The organism is Pseudomonas sp. yb_9, from assembly GCF_043103635.1.
In the GTDB taxonomy this organism is placed as follows: domain Bacteria; phylum Pseudomonadota; class Gammaproteobacteria; order Pseudomonadales; family Pseudomonadaceae; genus Aquipseudomonas; species Aquipseudomonas monteilii.
In genome coordinates, this window is record NZ_JBICKA010000012.1 from 73,704 (window position 1) to 88,132 (window position 14,429).

At 61.4% G+C, this 14,429-nt stretch carries 18 protein-coding genes and 1 pseudogene; 1 reads left to right on the forward strand and 18 read right to left on the reverse strand.

Annotated features, from left to right (window positions below):
* Positions 1–3 precede the first annotated feature (3 nt).
* The 16 genes and pseudogenes from queE to ACF8MI_RS03795 form a co-directional block, all read right to left on the reverse strand.
* Complete coding sequence (gene queE, locus ACF8MI_RS03720; protein ID WP_060498626.1) at positions 4–651, reverse strand: 7-carboxy-7-deazaguanine synthase QueE; 648 nt, start codon at positions 649–651, stop codon at positions 4–6.
* 168 nt (positions 652–819) lie between these two features.
* On the reverse strand, positions 820–1,626 hold the full coding sequence (ybgF, locus tag ACF8MI_RS03725; protein ID WP_016711991.1) for a tol-pal system protein YbgF: 807 nt from the start codon (positions 1,624–1,626) through the stop codon (positions 820–822).
* Positions 1,627–1,632: 6 nt separating this feature from the next.
* Positions 1,633–2,133 carry a peptidoglycan-associated lipoprotein Pal gene (gene pal / locus ACF8MI_RS03730; RefSeq protein WP_012273762.1) on the reverse strand — a complete coding sequence of 167 codons (501 nt, stop codon included), beginning with the start codon at positions 2,131–2,133 and terminating at the stop codon, positions 1,633–1,635.
* Between the two features lie 54 nt (positions 2,134–2,187).
* Positions 2,188–3,459 carry a Tol-Pal system beta propeller repeat protein TolB gene (tolB, locus tag ACF8MI_RS03735; RefSeq protein ID WP_019098470.1) on the reverse strand — a complete coding sequence of 424 codons (1,272 nt, stop codon included), beginning with the start codon at positions 3,457–3,459 and terminating at the stop codon, positions 2,188–2,190.
* A gap of 26 nt (positions 3,460–3,485) precedes the next feature.
* Positions 3,486–4,604, reverse strand: a complete 1,119-nt coding sequence (gene tolA, locus ACF8MI_RS03740; RefSeq protein ID WP_016711993.1) for a cell envelope integrity protein TolA — start codon at positions 4,602–4,604, stop codon at positions 3,486–3,488.
* Positions 4,604–5,056, reverse strand: coding sequence for a protein TolR (gene tolR, locus ACF8MI_RS03745; protein WP_003254760.1), 453 nt, complete (start codon positions 5,054–5,056; stop codon positions 4,604–4,606). The genes tolA and tolR overlap by 1 nt, the downstream gene beginning before the upstream one ends.
* A gap of 14 nt (positions 5,057–5,070) precedes the next feature.
* Positions 5,071–5,766: a protein TolQ gene (tolQ, locus tag ACF8MI_RS03750; protein ID WP_010952367.1), complete on the reverse strand. Its 696-nt coding sequence runs from the start codon at positions 5,764–5,766 to the stop codon at positions 5,071–5,073.
* A 2-nt stretch (positions 5,767–5,768) separates the two neighbouring features.
* Positions 5,769–6,221, reverse strand: a complete 453-nt coding sequence (gene ybgC, locus ACF8MI_RS03755; protein ID WP_016711994.1) for a tol-pal system-associated acyl-CoA thioesterase — start codon at positions 6,219–6,221, stop codon at positions 5,769–5,771.
* Positions 6,222–6,346: 125 nt separating this feature from the next.
* Positions 6,347–7,393, reverse strand: a complete 1,047-nt coding sequence (gene ruvB / locus ACF8MI_RS03760; RefSeq protein WP_060498625.1) for a Holliday junction branch migration DNA helicase RuvB — start codon at positions 7,391–7,393, stop codon at positions 6,347–6,349.
* Positions 7,390–8,007: a Holliday junction branch migration protein RuvA gene (gene ruvA / locus ACF8MI_RS03765; protein WP_016711996.1), complete on the reverse strand. Its 618-nt coding sequence runs from the start codon at positions 8,005–8,007 to the stop codon at positions 7,390–7,392. The genes ruvB and ruvA overlap by 4 nt, the downstream gene beginning before the upstream one ends.
* Before the next feature lie 109 nt (positions 8,008–8,116).
* Positions 8,117–8,641 (reverse strand): crossover junction endodeoxyribonuclease RuvC, encoded by a 525-nt coding sequence (gene ruvC, locus ACF8MI_RS03770; RefSeq protein WP_003254769.1) that lies wholly within the window; start codon positions 8,639–8,641, stop codon positions 8,117–8,119.
* 122 nt (positions 8,642–8,763) lie between these two features.
* On the reverse strand, positions 8,764–9,510 hold the full coding sequence (locus ACF8MI_RS03775; RefSeq protein WP_060498624.1) for a YebC/PmpR family DNA-binding transcriptional regulator: 747 nt from the start codon (positions 9,508–9,510) through the stop codon (positions 8,764–8,766).
* Between the two features lie 113 nt (positions 9,511–9,623).
* Positions 9,624–11,399, reverse strand: coding sequence for an aspartate--tRNA ligase (gene aspS / locus ACF8MI_RS03780; protein ID WP_019098464.1), 1,776 nt, complete (start codon positions 11,397–11,399; stop codon positions 9,624–9,626).
* Between the two features lie 93 nt (positions 11,400–11,492).
* A complete protein-coding gene (locus tag ACF8MI_RS03785) occupies positions 11,493–11,714 on the reverse strand; it encodes an FmdB family zinc ribbon protein (protein WP_003254776.1) in 222 nt (73 codons plus the stop codon).
* Between the two features lie 92 nt (positions 11,715–11,806).
* A pseudogene (locus ACF8MI_RS03790) lies at positions 11,807–12,135 on the reverse strand (ribbon-helix-helix domain-containing protein).
* Between the two features lie 226 nt (positions 12,136–12,361).
* Positions 12,362–12,835: a Dps family protein gene (locus ACF8MI_RS03795; protein ID WP_003254783.1), complete on the reverse strand. Its 474-nt coding sequence runs from the start codon at positions 12,833–12,835 to the stop codon at positions 12,362–12,364.
* A gap of 281 nt (positions 12,836–13,116) precedes the next feature.
* Between ACF8MI_RS03795 and ACF8MI_RS03800 the strand changes: the two genes are divergently transcribed.
* A complete protein-coding gene (locus ACF8MI_RS03800) occupies positions 13,117–13,710 on the forward strand; it encodes a cold-shock protein (RefSeq protein ID WP_104833283.1) in 594 nt (197 codons plus the stop codon).
* A gap of 60 nt (positions 13,711–13,770) precedes the next feature.
* Here the strand turns inward: ACF8MI_RS03800 and ACF8MI_RS03805 are convergent, their stop codons facing one another.
* Together ACF8MI_RS03805 and ACF8MI_RS03810 are read right to left on the reverse strand one after the other, a co-directional pair.
* Positions 13,771–13,977 (reverse strand): SlyX family protein, encoded by a 207-nt coding sequence (locus ACF8MI_RS03805; RefSeq protein WP_016712002.1) that lies wholly within the window; start codon positions 13,975–13,977, stop codon positions 13,771–13,773.
* A 1-nt stretch (position 13,978) separates the two neighbouring features.
* Positions 13,979–14,398, reverse strand: coding sequence for an HIT domain-containing protein (locus ACF8MI_RS03810; protein ID WP_060498621.1), 420 nt, complete (start codon positions 14,396–14,398; stop codon positions 13,979–13,981).
* Between the last annotated feature and the right edge of the window lie 31 nt (positions 14,399–14,429).

Below are 14,429 nucleotides of genomic sequence, written 5' to 3' on the forward strand. Positions count from 1 at the left end.
CAATCAACGTCCGGGTTCGTCGTTCCACAGCAGCTTGTGCAACTGCAACTGGAAGCGTACAGGCAGGTTGTCCGCTACGATCCAGTCTGCCAGGTCGCTGGCATTCACCTGATGGTGGCTCGGCGAGAACAACACCTCGCCAGCACGCTCGGCCAGGTTGTACTGGATCAGCTTGGACACCGCCCAGTCGTAGTCCTCTCGGGAACAGATGACGAACTTGACCTGGTCATTGCGGGTCAGCAGCTCGATATTCTCGTAGCGGTTACGGTGCGACTCCTCAGAGCCCGGGGTCTTCAGGTCGACTACGCGGCTAACGCGCGTGTCGGTGCCAGCGATATCCAGCGCGCCGCTGGTTTCCAGCGACACCTCGTAACCGGCGTCGCACAGACGCTGCAGCAACGGCAAGGCATTCGGCTGGGCCAACGGCTCGCCGCCGGTGACACAGACATAACGGGGCTTGAAGCCGGCAACCTGCTCAAGGATCGAATCGAGGGTGCGAATGGTGCCGCCGGTGAAGGCATAAGCACTGTCGCAGTATTGGCAACGCAGGGGGCAACCGGTGAGGCGCACGAAAACCGTGGGCAGCCCAGCCGTTCGCGTTTCACCCTGCAAAGAGTAAAAGACTTCGGTGATGCGTAGTGTGTCTTGCATGCTCGCCACGGGCGTGACAGCTAAACAGGCTGTCCGCCTCCGTCAGGCACTGTCGCGGACTCGACATAGCGTTATCCGCGGCAGCGTGTTTACGAAAAAAGGGCAGTGATTCTAACGAAAAAACCCGCGACTGGCGCGGGTTTCTTTCGAAAGGTACAGCTACAGCGCTTAGAGCTTCTGCAGGTCACGCTGAGCCAGTTGCGCGGCAGAGGTGCCGGGGTACTGGGTGATGACCTGTTGCAGGATGCCCTTGACCTTGTCGGTGTGGCCCATGCGGCGCTCGACATCGGCCAGCTTATAGAGCGAATCCGGCACTTTGCTGTGTTTCGGGTACTTCTGGCTGACCTGGGCAAAGGCCTGGCTGGCACCTTGCAGGTCGCCCTTGGCCAGGTTCACTTCACCCAACCAGTACTGGGCATTGCCGGCGTACTGGCTGTTGGGGTACTTGCGCAGGAAGGCATTGAACGCCTGGCTGGCCTTGTCGAAGTCTTTCTGCTTGATCAGGTCGAAAGCGGCATCGTAGTAGAGCTTTTCTTTCGCCGGATCACCGGGCTCGCTACTGGCGGCCGGTTGTTGCGCAGCAGCACCTGCTGCTGCATCGGGGGCGGCATTGGAAGCACCACCACCGGAGGAATTGTCAGGGGTTGCGGCAGGCGCAGCGCCACTGTTGATGCGACGGTCCAGGTCCTGGTATCGCTCCAGGTTTTCCTGCTTCATGCGCGACACATCGTTTTGCAGCTCTTCGATGATGCCTTGCTGGCGGGAAAGCTGGTCCTGCATCTGTTGCAGCTGCATGAACAGCTGGCCCTGTGCAGAGGCAGGGGCCGAAGCCCCCGACCCGGCATAGGCGCCGCTCGTGCCATAACCCGCAGGCGGATAAGCGCCTGCGTTGTCATCTACTACAGGGACCTCAGCCCAGGCCGCAAGCGGCAGGCTGAGTGCGAGGACGGTTACTACACGGCGGCACATACGCATAAGAACTTACTTACGCAGTTCTACGCGACGGTTCTGAGCCCAGGACTGCTCGTCGTTGCCGGTGGCAACTGGACGCTCTTCGCCGTAGGAAACCAGTTCCAGCTGAGCAGGGGAAACGCCCTGCAGAACCAGGTAGCGCTGAACGGCTTTCGCACGACGCTCACCCAGAGCCATGTTGTACTCGCGGGTGCCGCGCTCGTCGGTGTTGCCTTCCAGAACAACGCGGTTGCCGTTGGACTTCAGGTCCTTGGCGTGAACGTCCAGAGCGCGCATGGCTTCTGGCTTCAGGTCCGAGCTGTCGTATTCGAAGTAGAAGGTGGTGATTGCGCGCAGGGCAGCTTCTTCGCTCAGGGAGCCGTCAACTGCGCCAGTGTTGGCACCGTAGCCAGCGTTCGGGTCTACAGCAGCGCCTTCGCCTGCGTTGTCACCGCCCTTCGAGGAGCAACCTACAGCTACGGCCATGGCCAGAGCCAGCGCAGCAAATTTACCAAACTTCAGCATTTCCATCGTGAAACTCCTAATGAAACCCCAGTGTGTTAAGCAAAATGTATTACGCCGCAATCAGTTCAGGTAAGGGGACCAGGACGGTTCTCTGACTTCGCCTTGAGCGGTAGGAAGTGGGAGCCTCACGCGGCCATTAAGCGACACGAGCATCAAGACTCCCCGGCCCTGCTGGCGGGTGGCGTAGATTAGCATGGTGCCGTTAGGCGCAACAGTGGGAGACTCATCAAGACTTGTTTCAGACAGAATCTTTACACTTCCGCGCTGCAAGTCCTGTGCCGCCACTTTAAAGTTGGTAAAGCCCTGTTGGCGATGGATCATCACCAGGGTTTTTTCGTCTGCCGAAAGTTTCGGGTTGGCGTTGTAGTTACCCACGAAGGTTACGCGCTCGGCACCACCGCCACCGACCGACTGTTTGTAGATCTGCGGTTTGCCGCCACGGTCGGAAGTGAAGTAAAGCGTGTTGCCATCTTTACCCCAGAATGGCTCGGTATTGATACCCGGGCCTGCGGTAACACGGCTGATCTGGCGCGAAGCCACGTTCATCACGTAGATGTCCGGGTTGCCGTCTTTCGACAATACAAACGCCAGGCGCGAACCGTCCGGCGACCAGGCTGGCGCACCGTTCAGGCCTTCGAAGTTGGTCACCTGCTCGCGGCGGCCGGTATCGATGTTCTGGATGAAGATGCGCGGGCGCTTCTGCTCGAACGACACATAGGCGATACGCTTGCCATCTGGCGCAAAGCGCGGCGACAGGATCGGCTCACGCGATTGCAGCAGGGTAACTGCACGCGCACCGTCGTAGTCCGAACGCTGCAGGGTGTAGCGGGTGTTGTTAGTGGAGAAACGCTCGGCCGTCACGTACAGCATGCGGGTGGAGAACGCCCCCTTGATGCCGGTGAGTTTCTCGAACGACTGGTCGGCAATGTAGTGCGCCATGTCGCGCAACTGGTCGGTGCTACCCGCGACGCTGCCGGTCAGCACTTGCTGCTCGGTAGCGACGTTGAACAGCGCGTACTGCACCTGCAGGCGACCGCCTGCCGGCACGATGCTGCCCACCATCACGTACTGTGCACCCAGTGCTTTCCAGTCGCGGAAGATCACTTCGCTGGCCTGCGACGGCTGGCTGATCATGTTCTGCCGCGGAATTGGCGAGTAGTAGCCTGAGTTGCGCAGGTCGTTGCCGATGATATCGGCAATGTCTTCTGGCAACACGCTGCCGCCCTGCAGACCGAACGGCACTACCGCGATGGGCGTTGCCCGGTCGCTGCCGCTGGTGACCAGGATGTTCTTTTCCTCTGCCACGGCCATGCCTGCCACGCAGCACAGCATGACCAGCAGTCCTCTAAGACGTTTAATCACAACGCTAGATCCTCAGGTGTAAATGTCATCTTGAACGAACGATATTGGTTGAAATCGCTCGGCTTCATACCCTGCATCTCGGTCAAACGACCAATGTTCTTCACCGCAGCCACCGCCGAACTGTCGTACGGGCCGTCACCACTGGAACGGGCCACGCTGACACTGGTGATGGTACCGTCCGGCAACATGTTGATCTGCAGGACCACCGTCATGCCCTTGCGCGCGGAAGGCGGACGCGCCCAGCCTTCGGCCGCGCGCATGCGGATCAGGTCGTCGAAGTCGCCGGCCACCTGGTCACCCTGCTCGTCGGCCAGCGCTTGCTGCCGCTCGGTGGTGTCGGACAACAGCTCGGCCAGGGCCTGGGCTTTCTTGTCTTCTGCCGCCTTACGGGCCGCTTCCTGTGCCTTTTTCTTCTGGGCGTCTGCAGCGGCCTTTTTCTTGGCCTCTTCAGCTGCCTTCTTCTTCGCGTCCTCGGCCGCCGCTTTCTTCTTGGCGTCCTCGGCTGCTTTCTTCTTGGCCTCTTCGGCTGCCTTTTTCTTGGCGTCCTCGGCGGCTTGTTTCTTCGCCTCTTCAGCGGCCTCTTTCTTGGCCTCTTCTTCGGCTTTTTTCTTGGCTTCTTCCTCGGCCTTCTTCTTGGCGATGTCGGCCTGCTGCTTCTCGGCGGCCTTCTTCGCCTCGTCGGCCTTCTTGGCTTCGGCGGCTTTCTTGGCCTCGGCAGCCTTGGCGGCTTCGGCGGCCTTGGCAGCGTCCTCGGCTTTTTTTGCCTCGGCGGCTTCGCGGGCCTCTTCGGCCTTTTGAGCAGCGTCGGCTTTCTTTTGTTCCGCGGCCTTCACGGCTTCCTGCTCGACCTTCTTCTGCTCCAGCTGCTCGACCTCGGTCTGGCGCGAAGCCGTTTTCTTCGCTTCCCCGGCAATCTTCTGATTGGTCTGGGTAGTCGCCTGGCTCTTGGACTTGAGCTGGTAAAGGGTAGCCTGAACAATCGGCTTGGATGGCGGCAGCTCAGGCGTCATGGCAAAACTGACGAACAGCAGGGCGAACACCAACACATGCAGGCCGATGGCCCAGACACTGGGCCAGAAGTAGCTTTCCGAGGCGGATGGCTCTCGCTGTTGCATCAGGGCGCCTCGGTAATCAGGCCAACGTTACCGACACCGGCCTTCTGCAACCCGCCCATGGCACCCATGACCGCGCCATAGTCGACAGCCTTGTCGCCACGAATGAACACCTGGGTCTGCTTGCCCTGGTCACGGCCGGCAGCAATGATCTTGGTCACGGCGTCGGTCATGGCGGGCAAGGTCATGGCCTTGTCCATCTGCTTGTCGGTATCGACTTCGCTGCCGAGGTTCCAGTAATAGGTTTTATCGGCCTTGATGGAGATGGTGAGGATCTGGACGTTGTTGTCCTGCGGCAAGGCTTCGCTGGAAACCTTGGGCAAGTCGACCTTCACGCCCTGGTTGAGCATGGGCGCCGTCACCATGAAGATGACCAGCAGCACCAGCATCACGTCGATGTAGGGCACCACGTTCATCTCGGCGACGGGCTTGCGTTTGTGGCGAACTCGGGCCATGGGCTTCTACCTGATTACTCTTCGCTGGTGTGCACTTTGCGGTGCAGGATCGCCTGGAACTCGTCGGCGAAGGTGTAGTAACGACCGATCAGCACTTCACTGCGCGCGGCGAAACGGTTGTAGGCGATGACCGCCGGGATTGCCGCGAACAGGCCAATGGCGGTAGCGATCAGCGCTTCGGCGATACCCGGGGCAACGGTGGCCAGGGTGGCCTGCTGGGCGCTGGCCAGGCCACGGAAGGAGTTCATGATGCCCCACACGGTACCGAACAGGCCGATGTACGGGCTGGTCGAACCAACCGTGGCCAGGAATGGCAGGCTCTGCTCGAGTTTTTCTTCCTCGCGCGAAATGGCCACGCGCATGGCACGGCCAACGCCTTCCATGACCGCATCCGGGTCAACGCCCGGCTGCTGGCGCAGGCGCGAGAACTCCTTGAAGCCGGCACGGAATACCTGCTCTACACCGGAGTCCGGGTCTGGGTTGCTGCCTGCCTGGCGGTACAGCTTGGACAGGTCGATGCCCGACCAGAAGCGCTCCTCGAAGGCATCCAGCGCACGACGACCGGCGCGCAGCATGGTGCTGCGCTGGAAGATCATGATCCATGAAGTGACCGATGCGGCCACCAGGGTCAGCATTACCAGCTGTACCACCACGCTGGCATTGCTGACCAGACTCCACATGGAGGTATGGTCGACGACGTTAGCTTCCACGCTTATTCTCCTGCATTCGATTGATTACCCGAGCCGTCCGCCGCAAAGGCGTCGCGCAGCTGGGGGGGTATGGCTCGGGGTTTGAAAGTGTCGGCGCGCACGGCGGCCACCAGGAACTGCCCTTCGCAAAGCAGCGTTTCATCCTTTTCCCGCCAGACCTGCTGCACGAAACGCAGGCTGGCGCGATTGAGTTCAAGTACTTGCGCGGTTACCCGCAATTCGTCATCCAGCCGCGCCGGCGCGTGATAGCGCGCTTCGCTGGAATGGACCACGAACAGCAGGTTGTCTTCGGCCAGTTGCGACTGGGAAAAGCCCAGGTGCCGCAGGCGTTCGGTGCGCGCGCGCTCCATGAATTTCAGGTAGTTGACGTAATACACCACGCCGCCCGCATCGGTGTCTTCGTAATAGACGCGACAACGGTGTGCGAACGGTTCGAGCTGATTTTGCGCGCGCATACTCTAGTGCTTACTCCTCAGCTTGCCAATCCGCTGTGGCAACTGTTTTTTCTTCATTAATGTCTTATTGCCAGCGCACCCTGGGCATGCCAGCGGTAGGACCACGAAAAGTCGCATTCGATCTGTCATTCATCGCCTGGTTCCGAAAAATCACCGCCCTCCCCCAGGCGCCCGGGAATATTCAGGCCAAAGTGCAGGTAGGCATGCCGGGTAACCACGCGGCCGCGTGGCGTGCGCATGATATAGCCTTGCTGGATCAGGTACGGTTCGAGCACATCCTCGATGGTGTGGCGCTCTTCGCTGATCGCCGCCGCCAGGTTGTCCACGCCTACCGGGCCACCATCGAACTTCTCGATCATGGTCAACAGCAGGCGGCGGTCGGAATGGTCGAAACCGCGCTCGTCGACGTCCAGCAGGTTCAGCGCCATGTCGGCCACGGCCTTGGTGATCTGGCCCTTACCGCGCACCTCGGCGTAGTCGCGCACGCGGCGCAGCAGGCGGTTGGCGATACGCGGCGTGCCACGGGCACGGCGGGCAATTTCGTAGGCGCCCTGATCGTCGATGACCAGGCCAAGGATGTTGGCCGAACGGCTGACGATGGTGGCCAGGTCCTTATCGCTGTAGAACTCCAGGCGCTGGACGATGCCGAAGCGGTCCCGCAGCGGGTTGGTGAGCATGCCGGCACGGGTGGTGGCCCCCACCAGGGTGAACGGTGGAAGGTCGAGCTTGATCGAACGGGCGGCCGGGCCTTCGCCGATCATGATGTCGAGCTGGAAGTCCTCCATGGCCGGGTACAACACCTCTTCGACGACCGGTGACAGCCGGTGGATCTCGTCGATGAACAGGACGTCGTGCGGTTCGAGGTTGGTCAGCATGGCCGCCAGGTCACCGGGGCGTTCCAGGATCGGGCCCGAGGTGCTTTTGACCGAAACGCCCATTTCCTGGGCGATGATGTTGGCCAACGTGGTCTTGCCCAACCCGGGCGGCCCGAAGATCAGCGTGTGGTCGAGCGACTCGTTGCGCCCACGGGCGGCCTGGATGAACAGGGCCATCTGCTCGCGCACGACCGGCTGGCCGATGTACTCGTCCAGCCGCAGAGGGCGGATCGCCCGGTCCTGGACTTCTTCACGGTCGCGGCCACTGGCGGCGATCAGGCGGTCGGCTTCGATCACTTGGTAATCATCCCTTTCAGGCTGCGGCGGATCAGCTCTTCACTGCTCAGGCCGGCCTTGTCCTTGATCGCGGCGATTGCCTTGCTGGCTTCCTGCGGCTTGTAGCCCAGCGAGACCAGTGCGCTGACCGCATCGGCCTCGGCAGTGGACTCGCTGGCAACCGGCAACGGACCATCGGACACCAGGGTAAACATGGCGGGCGAGGTTTCCCAGGCCTTGAAGCGGTCTTTGAGCTCGACCAGCAAACGTTCGGCGGTTTTTTTGCCGACACCAGGCACGCGCACCAAGGCGGAAGTATCCTGGGCTTGCACGCAGCGCACCAGTTCGTCGACTTCCAGGCCGGACATCAGCGCCAACGCCAGCTTCGGGCCCACGCCGTTGAGGCGGATGAGCTCCCGGAACAGCTCGCGCTCGCGCTTTTCGGCAAAGCCGTATAGCAAGTGTGCATCTTCGCGCACCACCAGATGCGTGTGCACGGTGACGCTTTCGCCCACCTTGGGCAGACGGTACAGCGTGGTCATGGGAACTTCCAGTTCGTACCCCACGCCGTTGACGTCGATAATCAGGTGCGGCGGCTGTTTTTCCGCCAAGGTGCCGCGCAAACGTCCAATCACGTTCCGATCCTTCCTCTCGGGGAGCCGGTCAAAGACCGCTCAACCCTATCAGCAAATGCAGCGGGTGAACGCATCACCCGAACAAAATGTGTATCAGCGCATGAAGCGCCTACAGACGCAAGCGCCCGCCGCGTCGCCGTGCCGTGCTCAGGCCGTGCGGCACCAGGCTTGAGCGGGTATGGGCATGGCACAAGGCGATGGCCAGCGCGTCGGAGGCGTCGATCTGCGGCTTCTGCGTCAATTTCAGCAGGTGCATGACCATCATCATCACCTGTTCCTTGTTGGCCCCGCCCGTGCCGGCTACTGCCTGCTTGACCTGGGTGGCGCTGTATTCGGCGATTTCCAGGCCGGCTTCGGCGGCCGCGACGATGGCCGCACCGCGGGCCTGGCCGAGCTTGAGCGCCGAGTCGGCGTTACGGGCCATGAACACCCGCTCGATGCCCATGGTCACCGGGCCGTGCTGGGCGATGATTTCACTGACACCACGAAAAACAATCTGCAGCCGTTCGTGCAGCTCGCCGCTGCCGGTGCGGATACAGCCCGACGCCACGTACTCGCACCCACGGGCGGTCTGGCGTACCACGCCATAGCCGGTGATGCGCGAGCCGGGGTCGATACCAAGAATCAGAGTCATAGTACCTGTTTGTTCAAAATGTACCGGCCCTTTCGCGGGCAAGCCCGCTCCCACAAAGACCGCACGGCCCCTGTGGGAGCGGGCTTGCCCGCGAATAGGCCCTCAAGGCCAACGAAAGAACCTTAGCCGAGGTTTTCCATGATCTCATCGGAAATCTGGGCATTGGAGTAGACGTTCTGCACGTCATCCAGGTCTTCGAGCATGTCGATCAGCTTGAGCACCTTCTCGGCACCCTCCTGGTCAAGCTCGGCGCTGGTGGTCGGCTGCATGACGATTTCCGCGTCAGCGGCCTTGAAACCCGCCTCTTCCAGGGCGTTGCGCACGGCATAGAAGCTGTTGAACGAGGTGAACACTTCGAACGAGCCGTCGTCGTTGGCCACAACGTCGTCGGCATCAGCCTCCATTGCTGCTTCCATCAACGCGTCTTCGTCCACGCCCGGCGCAAAGCTGATCTGGCCTTTGCGCTCGAACAGGTAGGCCACCGAACCGTCGGTACCCAGGTTGCCACCACACTTGGTGAAGGCATGACGCACGGCGGCGGCAGTACGGTTGCGGTTGTCGGTCATGGCTTCGACCATGATCGCCACGCCGCCCGGACCGTAACCTTCATAGCTGAGCTCTTCGACGTTGTCGCTTTCGTTGGTGCCGGCACCCCGGGCCACAGCGCGATCGATGATGTCGCGGCTCATGTTGGCGCCCAGGGCCTTGTCCAGCGCCAGGCGCAGGCGCGGGTTGGATGCCGGGTCAGCACCGCCTTGCTTGGCCGCAACGGTCAGTTCGCGGATCCACTTGGTAAAGATCTTGCCTCTCTTGGCATCCTGGCGCTCTTTGCGGTGCTTGATGTTCGCCCACTTGGAATGACCAGCCATAACGACTCCGAATCCTTTGTTTCACAAACAGCCCCGCCCCTGTACGGGGCGGGACGGAAAAATACCTGCGCCGAAACGCAAAGGCGCATCCATGTGGATGCGCCCGGGACTGCTTACTCGACCTTGGTCTGTTCGCGCAGTCGGATGTGCAGCTCGCGCAGGGCCTTGGCGTCGACCATGCCAGGGGCCTGGGTCATGACGCATGCAGCGCTCTGGGTTTTCGGGAAGGCGATCACTTCACGGATCGACTGGGCGCCGGTCATCAACATGACCAGGCGGTCCAGGCCGAAGGCCAGGCCACCGTGAGGCGGTGCACCGAACTTCAGGGCATCGAGCAGGAAGCCGAACTTCTCTTCCTGTTCTTCTGCCTCGATACCCAGCAGGCGGAATACCGCCTGTTGCATCTCTTTGCGGTGAATACGGATCGAACCGCCACCCAGCTCGGTACCGTTCAGAACCATATCGTAGGCACGCGACAGGGCCGTGGCCGGGTTGGCCTCGAGCTCTTCCGGGGTGCACTTCGGCGCGGTGAACGGGTGGTGCAGCGCGGTGAAGCTGCCGTCTTCGTTTTCTTCGAACATCGGGAAGTCGACAACCCACATCGGTGCCCACTCGCAGGTCAGCAGCTCGAAGTCGTGACCCAGGCGAATACGCAGCGCGCCCAGGGCTTCGCTGACCACCTTGAACTTGTCGGCACCGAAGAACACGATGTCGCCGTCTACGGCACCGACGCGGTCGAGGATGGTGTTGAGGTTGGCCTCAGGAATGTTCTTGACGATCGGCGACTGTAGGCCTTCAACGCCCTTGGCGCGCTCGTTGACCTTGATGTAGGCCAGGCCCTTGGCACCGTAGATGCCAACGAACTTGGTGTACTCGTCGATCTTGCTGCGCGGCATGCTGGCACCGCCTGGCAGGCGCAGGGCAGTCACACGGCACTTCGGATCGTTGGCCGGGCCGGCGAACACCTTGAAGTCGACGTCTTTCAGTTGGTCGGCAACGTCAACCAGTTCCAGCGGGTTACGCAGGTCTGGCTTGTCGGAGCCGTAGCGGCGCATGGCTTCTTCGAAGGTCATGTGCGGGAATTCACCGAACTCCAGGTCCAGCACTTCCTTGAACAGCTTGCGGATCATGCTTTCGGTCAAGCCCATGATCTCGCTTTCATCAAGGAAGCTGGTCTCGATGTCGATCTGGGTGAACTCCGGCTGACGGTCGGCACGCAGGTCTTCGTCACGGAAGCACTTGGCGATCTGGTAGTAGCGGTCGAAGCCGGCCACCATCAGCAGCTGCTTGAACAGCTGGGGCGACTGCGGCAGGGCGAAGAAGCTACCGGCGTGGGTACGGCTTGGCACCAGGTAGTCACGCGCACCTTCCGGCGTGGCACGGGTGAGGATCGGGGTTTCGACGTCGAGGAAGCCGTTTTCGTCGAGGAAGCGGCGGATGCTGCTGGTGATGCGCGAACGCAGGCGCAGCTTGTCGGCCATTTCCGGGCGACGCAGGTCGATGAAGCGGTAGCGCAGGCGGGTTTCCTCGCCAACGTCGGAGTACTCGTTCAGCGGGAACGGCGGGGTTTCCGCTTCGTTGAGCACGTTCAGCTGGTAGCCGAGGATCTCGATGGCGCCGGAGGCCATGTTGGCGTTCACCGCACCGTCAGGGCGCTTGCGCACCTTGCCGGTGATCTGCACGACGTATTCGCTGCGCACGCGGTCGGCGGCGGCGAAGGTTTCGGCGCGATCCGGGTCGAACACGACCTGGGCCATGCCTTCGCGGTCACGGATGTCGAGGAAGATCACCCCGCCGTGGTCGCGGCGACGATGGACCCAGCCGCAAAGGGTGACTTCCTGGCCGTCCAGGCTCTCGTTCAGTTGGCCGCAATAATGGCTGCGCATCATGATGGTGGTTTCGCTTCTCGTGATTCGTGTATTCGGTGGAGGCCTTGGCCGCCCGGAGGGCTAATACTGCAAGACCCGGTCACAGCATTCAACTCAGTCGGCCTTGTCGCCGCCTGCCAGATTCTTTTTTGCCCCGGTCTTGAAGTCGGTTTCGTACCAACCATTACCGCTCAGGCGAAAGCCTGGCACCGACAGCAGCTTTTTCAGCGCTGGCGCCTGACAGGCCGGGCAATCGGTCAGCGGCGCGGCGCTGATCTTCTGCAGCACTTCCATGCGGTGCTCGCAGGATGCACATTGATAGTCATAAAGGGGCATGGGTGTCTCTCGTCAACCACAACGCTGGCTGCCGGGGCAGCAAAAAGCGGGATTATATATGGTTAACAGGCACTGCGCAGCCCGCCCGGCGATCAGCGCACACTTGGCGGGTTTGCAGCCAGGCGACGCAGATGACCCGGATCAGCCCACTGAAGTTACGCACCCCACCCTGGCGCAAGTGCACTTCGCGGTCCACGTAGGACAACACCGCACTGACCGAACAGCGGTTAGCAGCGGCGATACGCTCCAGGATACCCCAGTAGACGGCCTCCAGGCGCAAGCAGGTGGAAAACCCGTTCAACCGCACCGAGCGCGACACCGGCTGGATCTGCAACATGTCGAAATCCGCCTTGAACGGATCAATGCACTGTTTTCCTGGCCAACCACCCTGACCAGCCACACGCTTGCTTGCTTGCGTCATGCGCCCAACTTCCTCGTCACCGGTAACAGGCGATCAATGAAGCGCTGACGGGCGATCTTAAAGCAGCGGCAAAATCTTCCTGCACAAACACCTAACCACTTGGCGCGACATAGAGCCTGTGGGAGCGGGCTTGCCCGCGAAGCAGGCAACGCGGTGGATGGCACCGGCTGCGCCGGTGTTCGCCGGCACGCCCGCTCCCCCGGGTTTATGTCACGGCTCAGGGCAATTATTTGCCGTCGAGCAATACCCGCAGCATCCACGCGGTCTTTTCGTGAACCTGCATGCGCTGGGTCAGCAAGTCGGCGGTAGGTTCGTCACTGACCTTGTCCACCACGGGGAAAATGCTGCGCGCCGTGCGCACCACGGCCTCCTGCCCCTGCACCAGCTGGCGGATCATCTCGTCTGCCGGGGGTACACCTTCCTCCTCCTTGATAGACGAGTGCCGCGCATAGAATGCATACGACCCCGGCGCCGGGAAGCCCAAGGCCCGGATCCGCTCGGCGATGGAGTCGACCGCCAGCGCCAGCTCGTTGTACTGCTCTTCAAACATCAGGTGCAGGGTGCGGAACGACGGGCCGGTGACGTTCCAGTGAAAGTTATGGGTTTTCAGATACAGCACGTAAGTATCCGACAACAGGCGGGACAGCCCGTCGACGATGGACTTGCGATCCTCTTCGCTGATACCGATATCGATTGCCATGAAGCTCCCCTTTCCATAAGGCTTGAGACTCAAGCGGACGTGGACCACTGTAGCAACACTTCCCCCCTGCCGCATGTGACATGGCGCAACACATTGCCCGCCGGGCGGCCTGCGGTTTGAGTAGCCTGCGGCTTTACTGTTAAATAGGCACCGTGCCACCCGTGCGGACTGTCATTGCCGGGTGCATAGGCTGGCCTGCCACGTGTTCGCGCTCTACACCTCATGCGCACCGTGCTGCCCGCTCTTCCTGTGATCGGCCTTATCAACTGTGAGCCAACCCCATGTTCAAGATCGTCCATCTGGTGACGGGCGTGGCAGCCTTGCTGCTATCGCTCATACCCAGCCTGAAAACCGACGCGACACCCTTCCTGCAACAACCTGACGCGGTCTACCTGACACTCCTCGGCCTGCTCAACCTGGTCCTGGCCCCGGTCGTGCCCCTGTACTACCGCGGCGCGCGGCAGCAGTTGCAGCACCTTGCCTGCGCCCTGCTGGTGGTGGCGGTGGTGCTGCAAACCCTGACATTGCTGGCCCGCCCGGAAATGGGCAACCTCGCGGCACTGGTCTGCGCGGCACTAGCAGTGGCAGTGCACCTGGCCGTGGGCTTTGCCCGCAGCCCGCGCAAGGCACGCAACAGCCAGCATGCCGTTCAGGATGCCGGCAACCGCGATACCGGCACCGTCAAGTGGTTCAACACGTCGAAAGGCTTTGGCTTCATTTCCCGAGATTCGGGTGATGACATCTTCGTGCACTTTCGCGCCATTCGCGGCGAAGGCCATCGCATTCTGGTCGAAGGCCAGCGCGTTGAGTTTTCGGTAATGCACCGCGACAAAGGCCTGCAGGCCGAAGATGTGGTTGCGGTCACCCGCCGCTGATTGCCGCTTCATCCAGAGGCATATTTACCGGCATGCCGGTGAATATGCCTCAGCAACGCATCAATAATGAGGCGGTGGCGCCTCCTCCCCTTCGCTGCCGTACTGGCCGACCATCTCTTCATAACGCTTGATCAGCTCGGCCATCTGCGACTGCAGCCGCTCGATCACTCGCGCCTGCTCGACCACCACGTCATTCAACGCCTGGATAGTGTCATCCTGGAACGCCTGGCGGGTTTCCAGTTCGACAATACGTAACTCCAGCGACATCTCAGGCCTCCTGATAACCAGCAAGTTGCAGCCCACGCAGGCGCTGGCGAATGGCATTCAGCTGATCGTCGCTGTAGGCCACCGCCGGGCACTTGCCCCACACCGGTGCCGGCCAGGCAGCGTCGTCGCGCTGGCGCACGATCACGTGCATATGCAACTGACTGACCACGTTGCCCAAGGTGGCCACGTTCATCTTGTCGGCGCTGTAGCTGGCTTTCAGCGCCTCAGCCAACAGGGTTGTTTCCTGCCACAACTGCTGCTGCTCCGCCGCGTCCAGCTCGAACAGTTCGCTGATACCGGCGCGCTTGGGCACCAGGATGAACCATGGGTAGTTGGCATCCCTGCTCAGCAGCAACTGGCACAGTGCAAACTCCCCCAGCACCAGGGAATCCTGCTGCAAACGCGAATCGAGGACGAACACGGCATATCTCCTTCAGGCAAAACCAACCCGC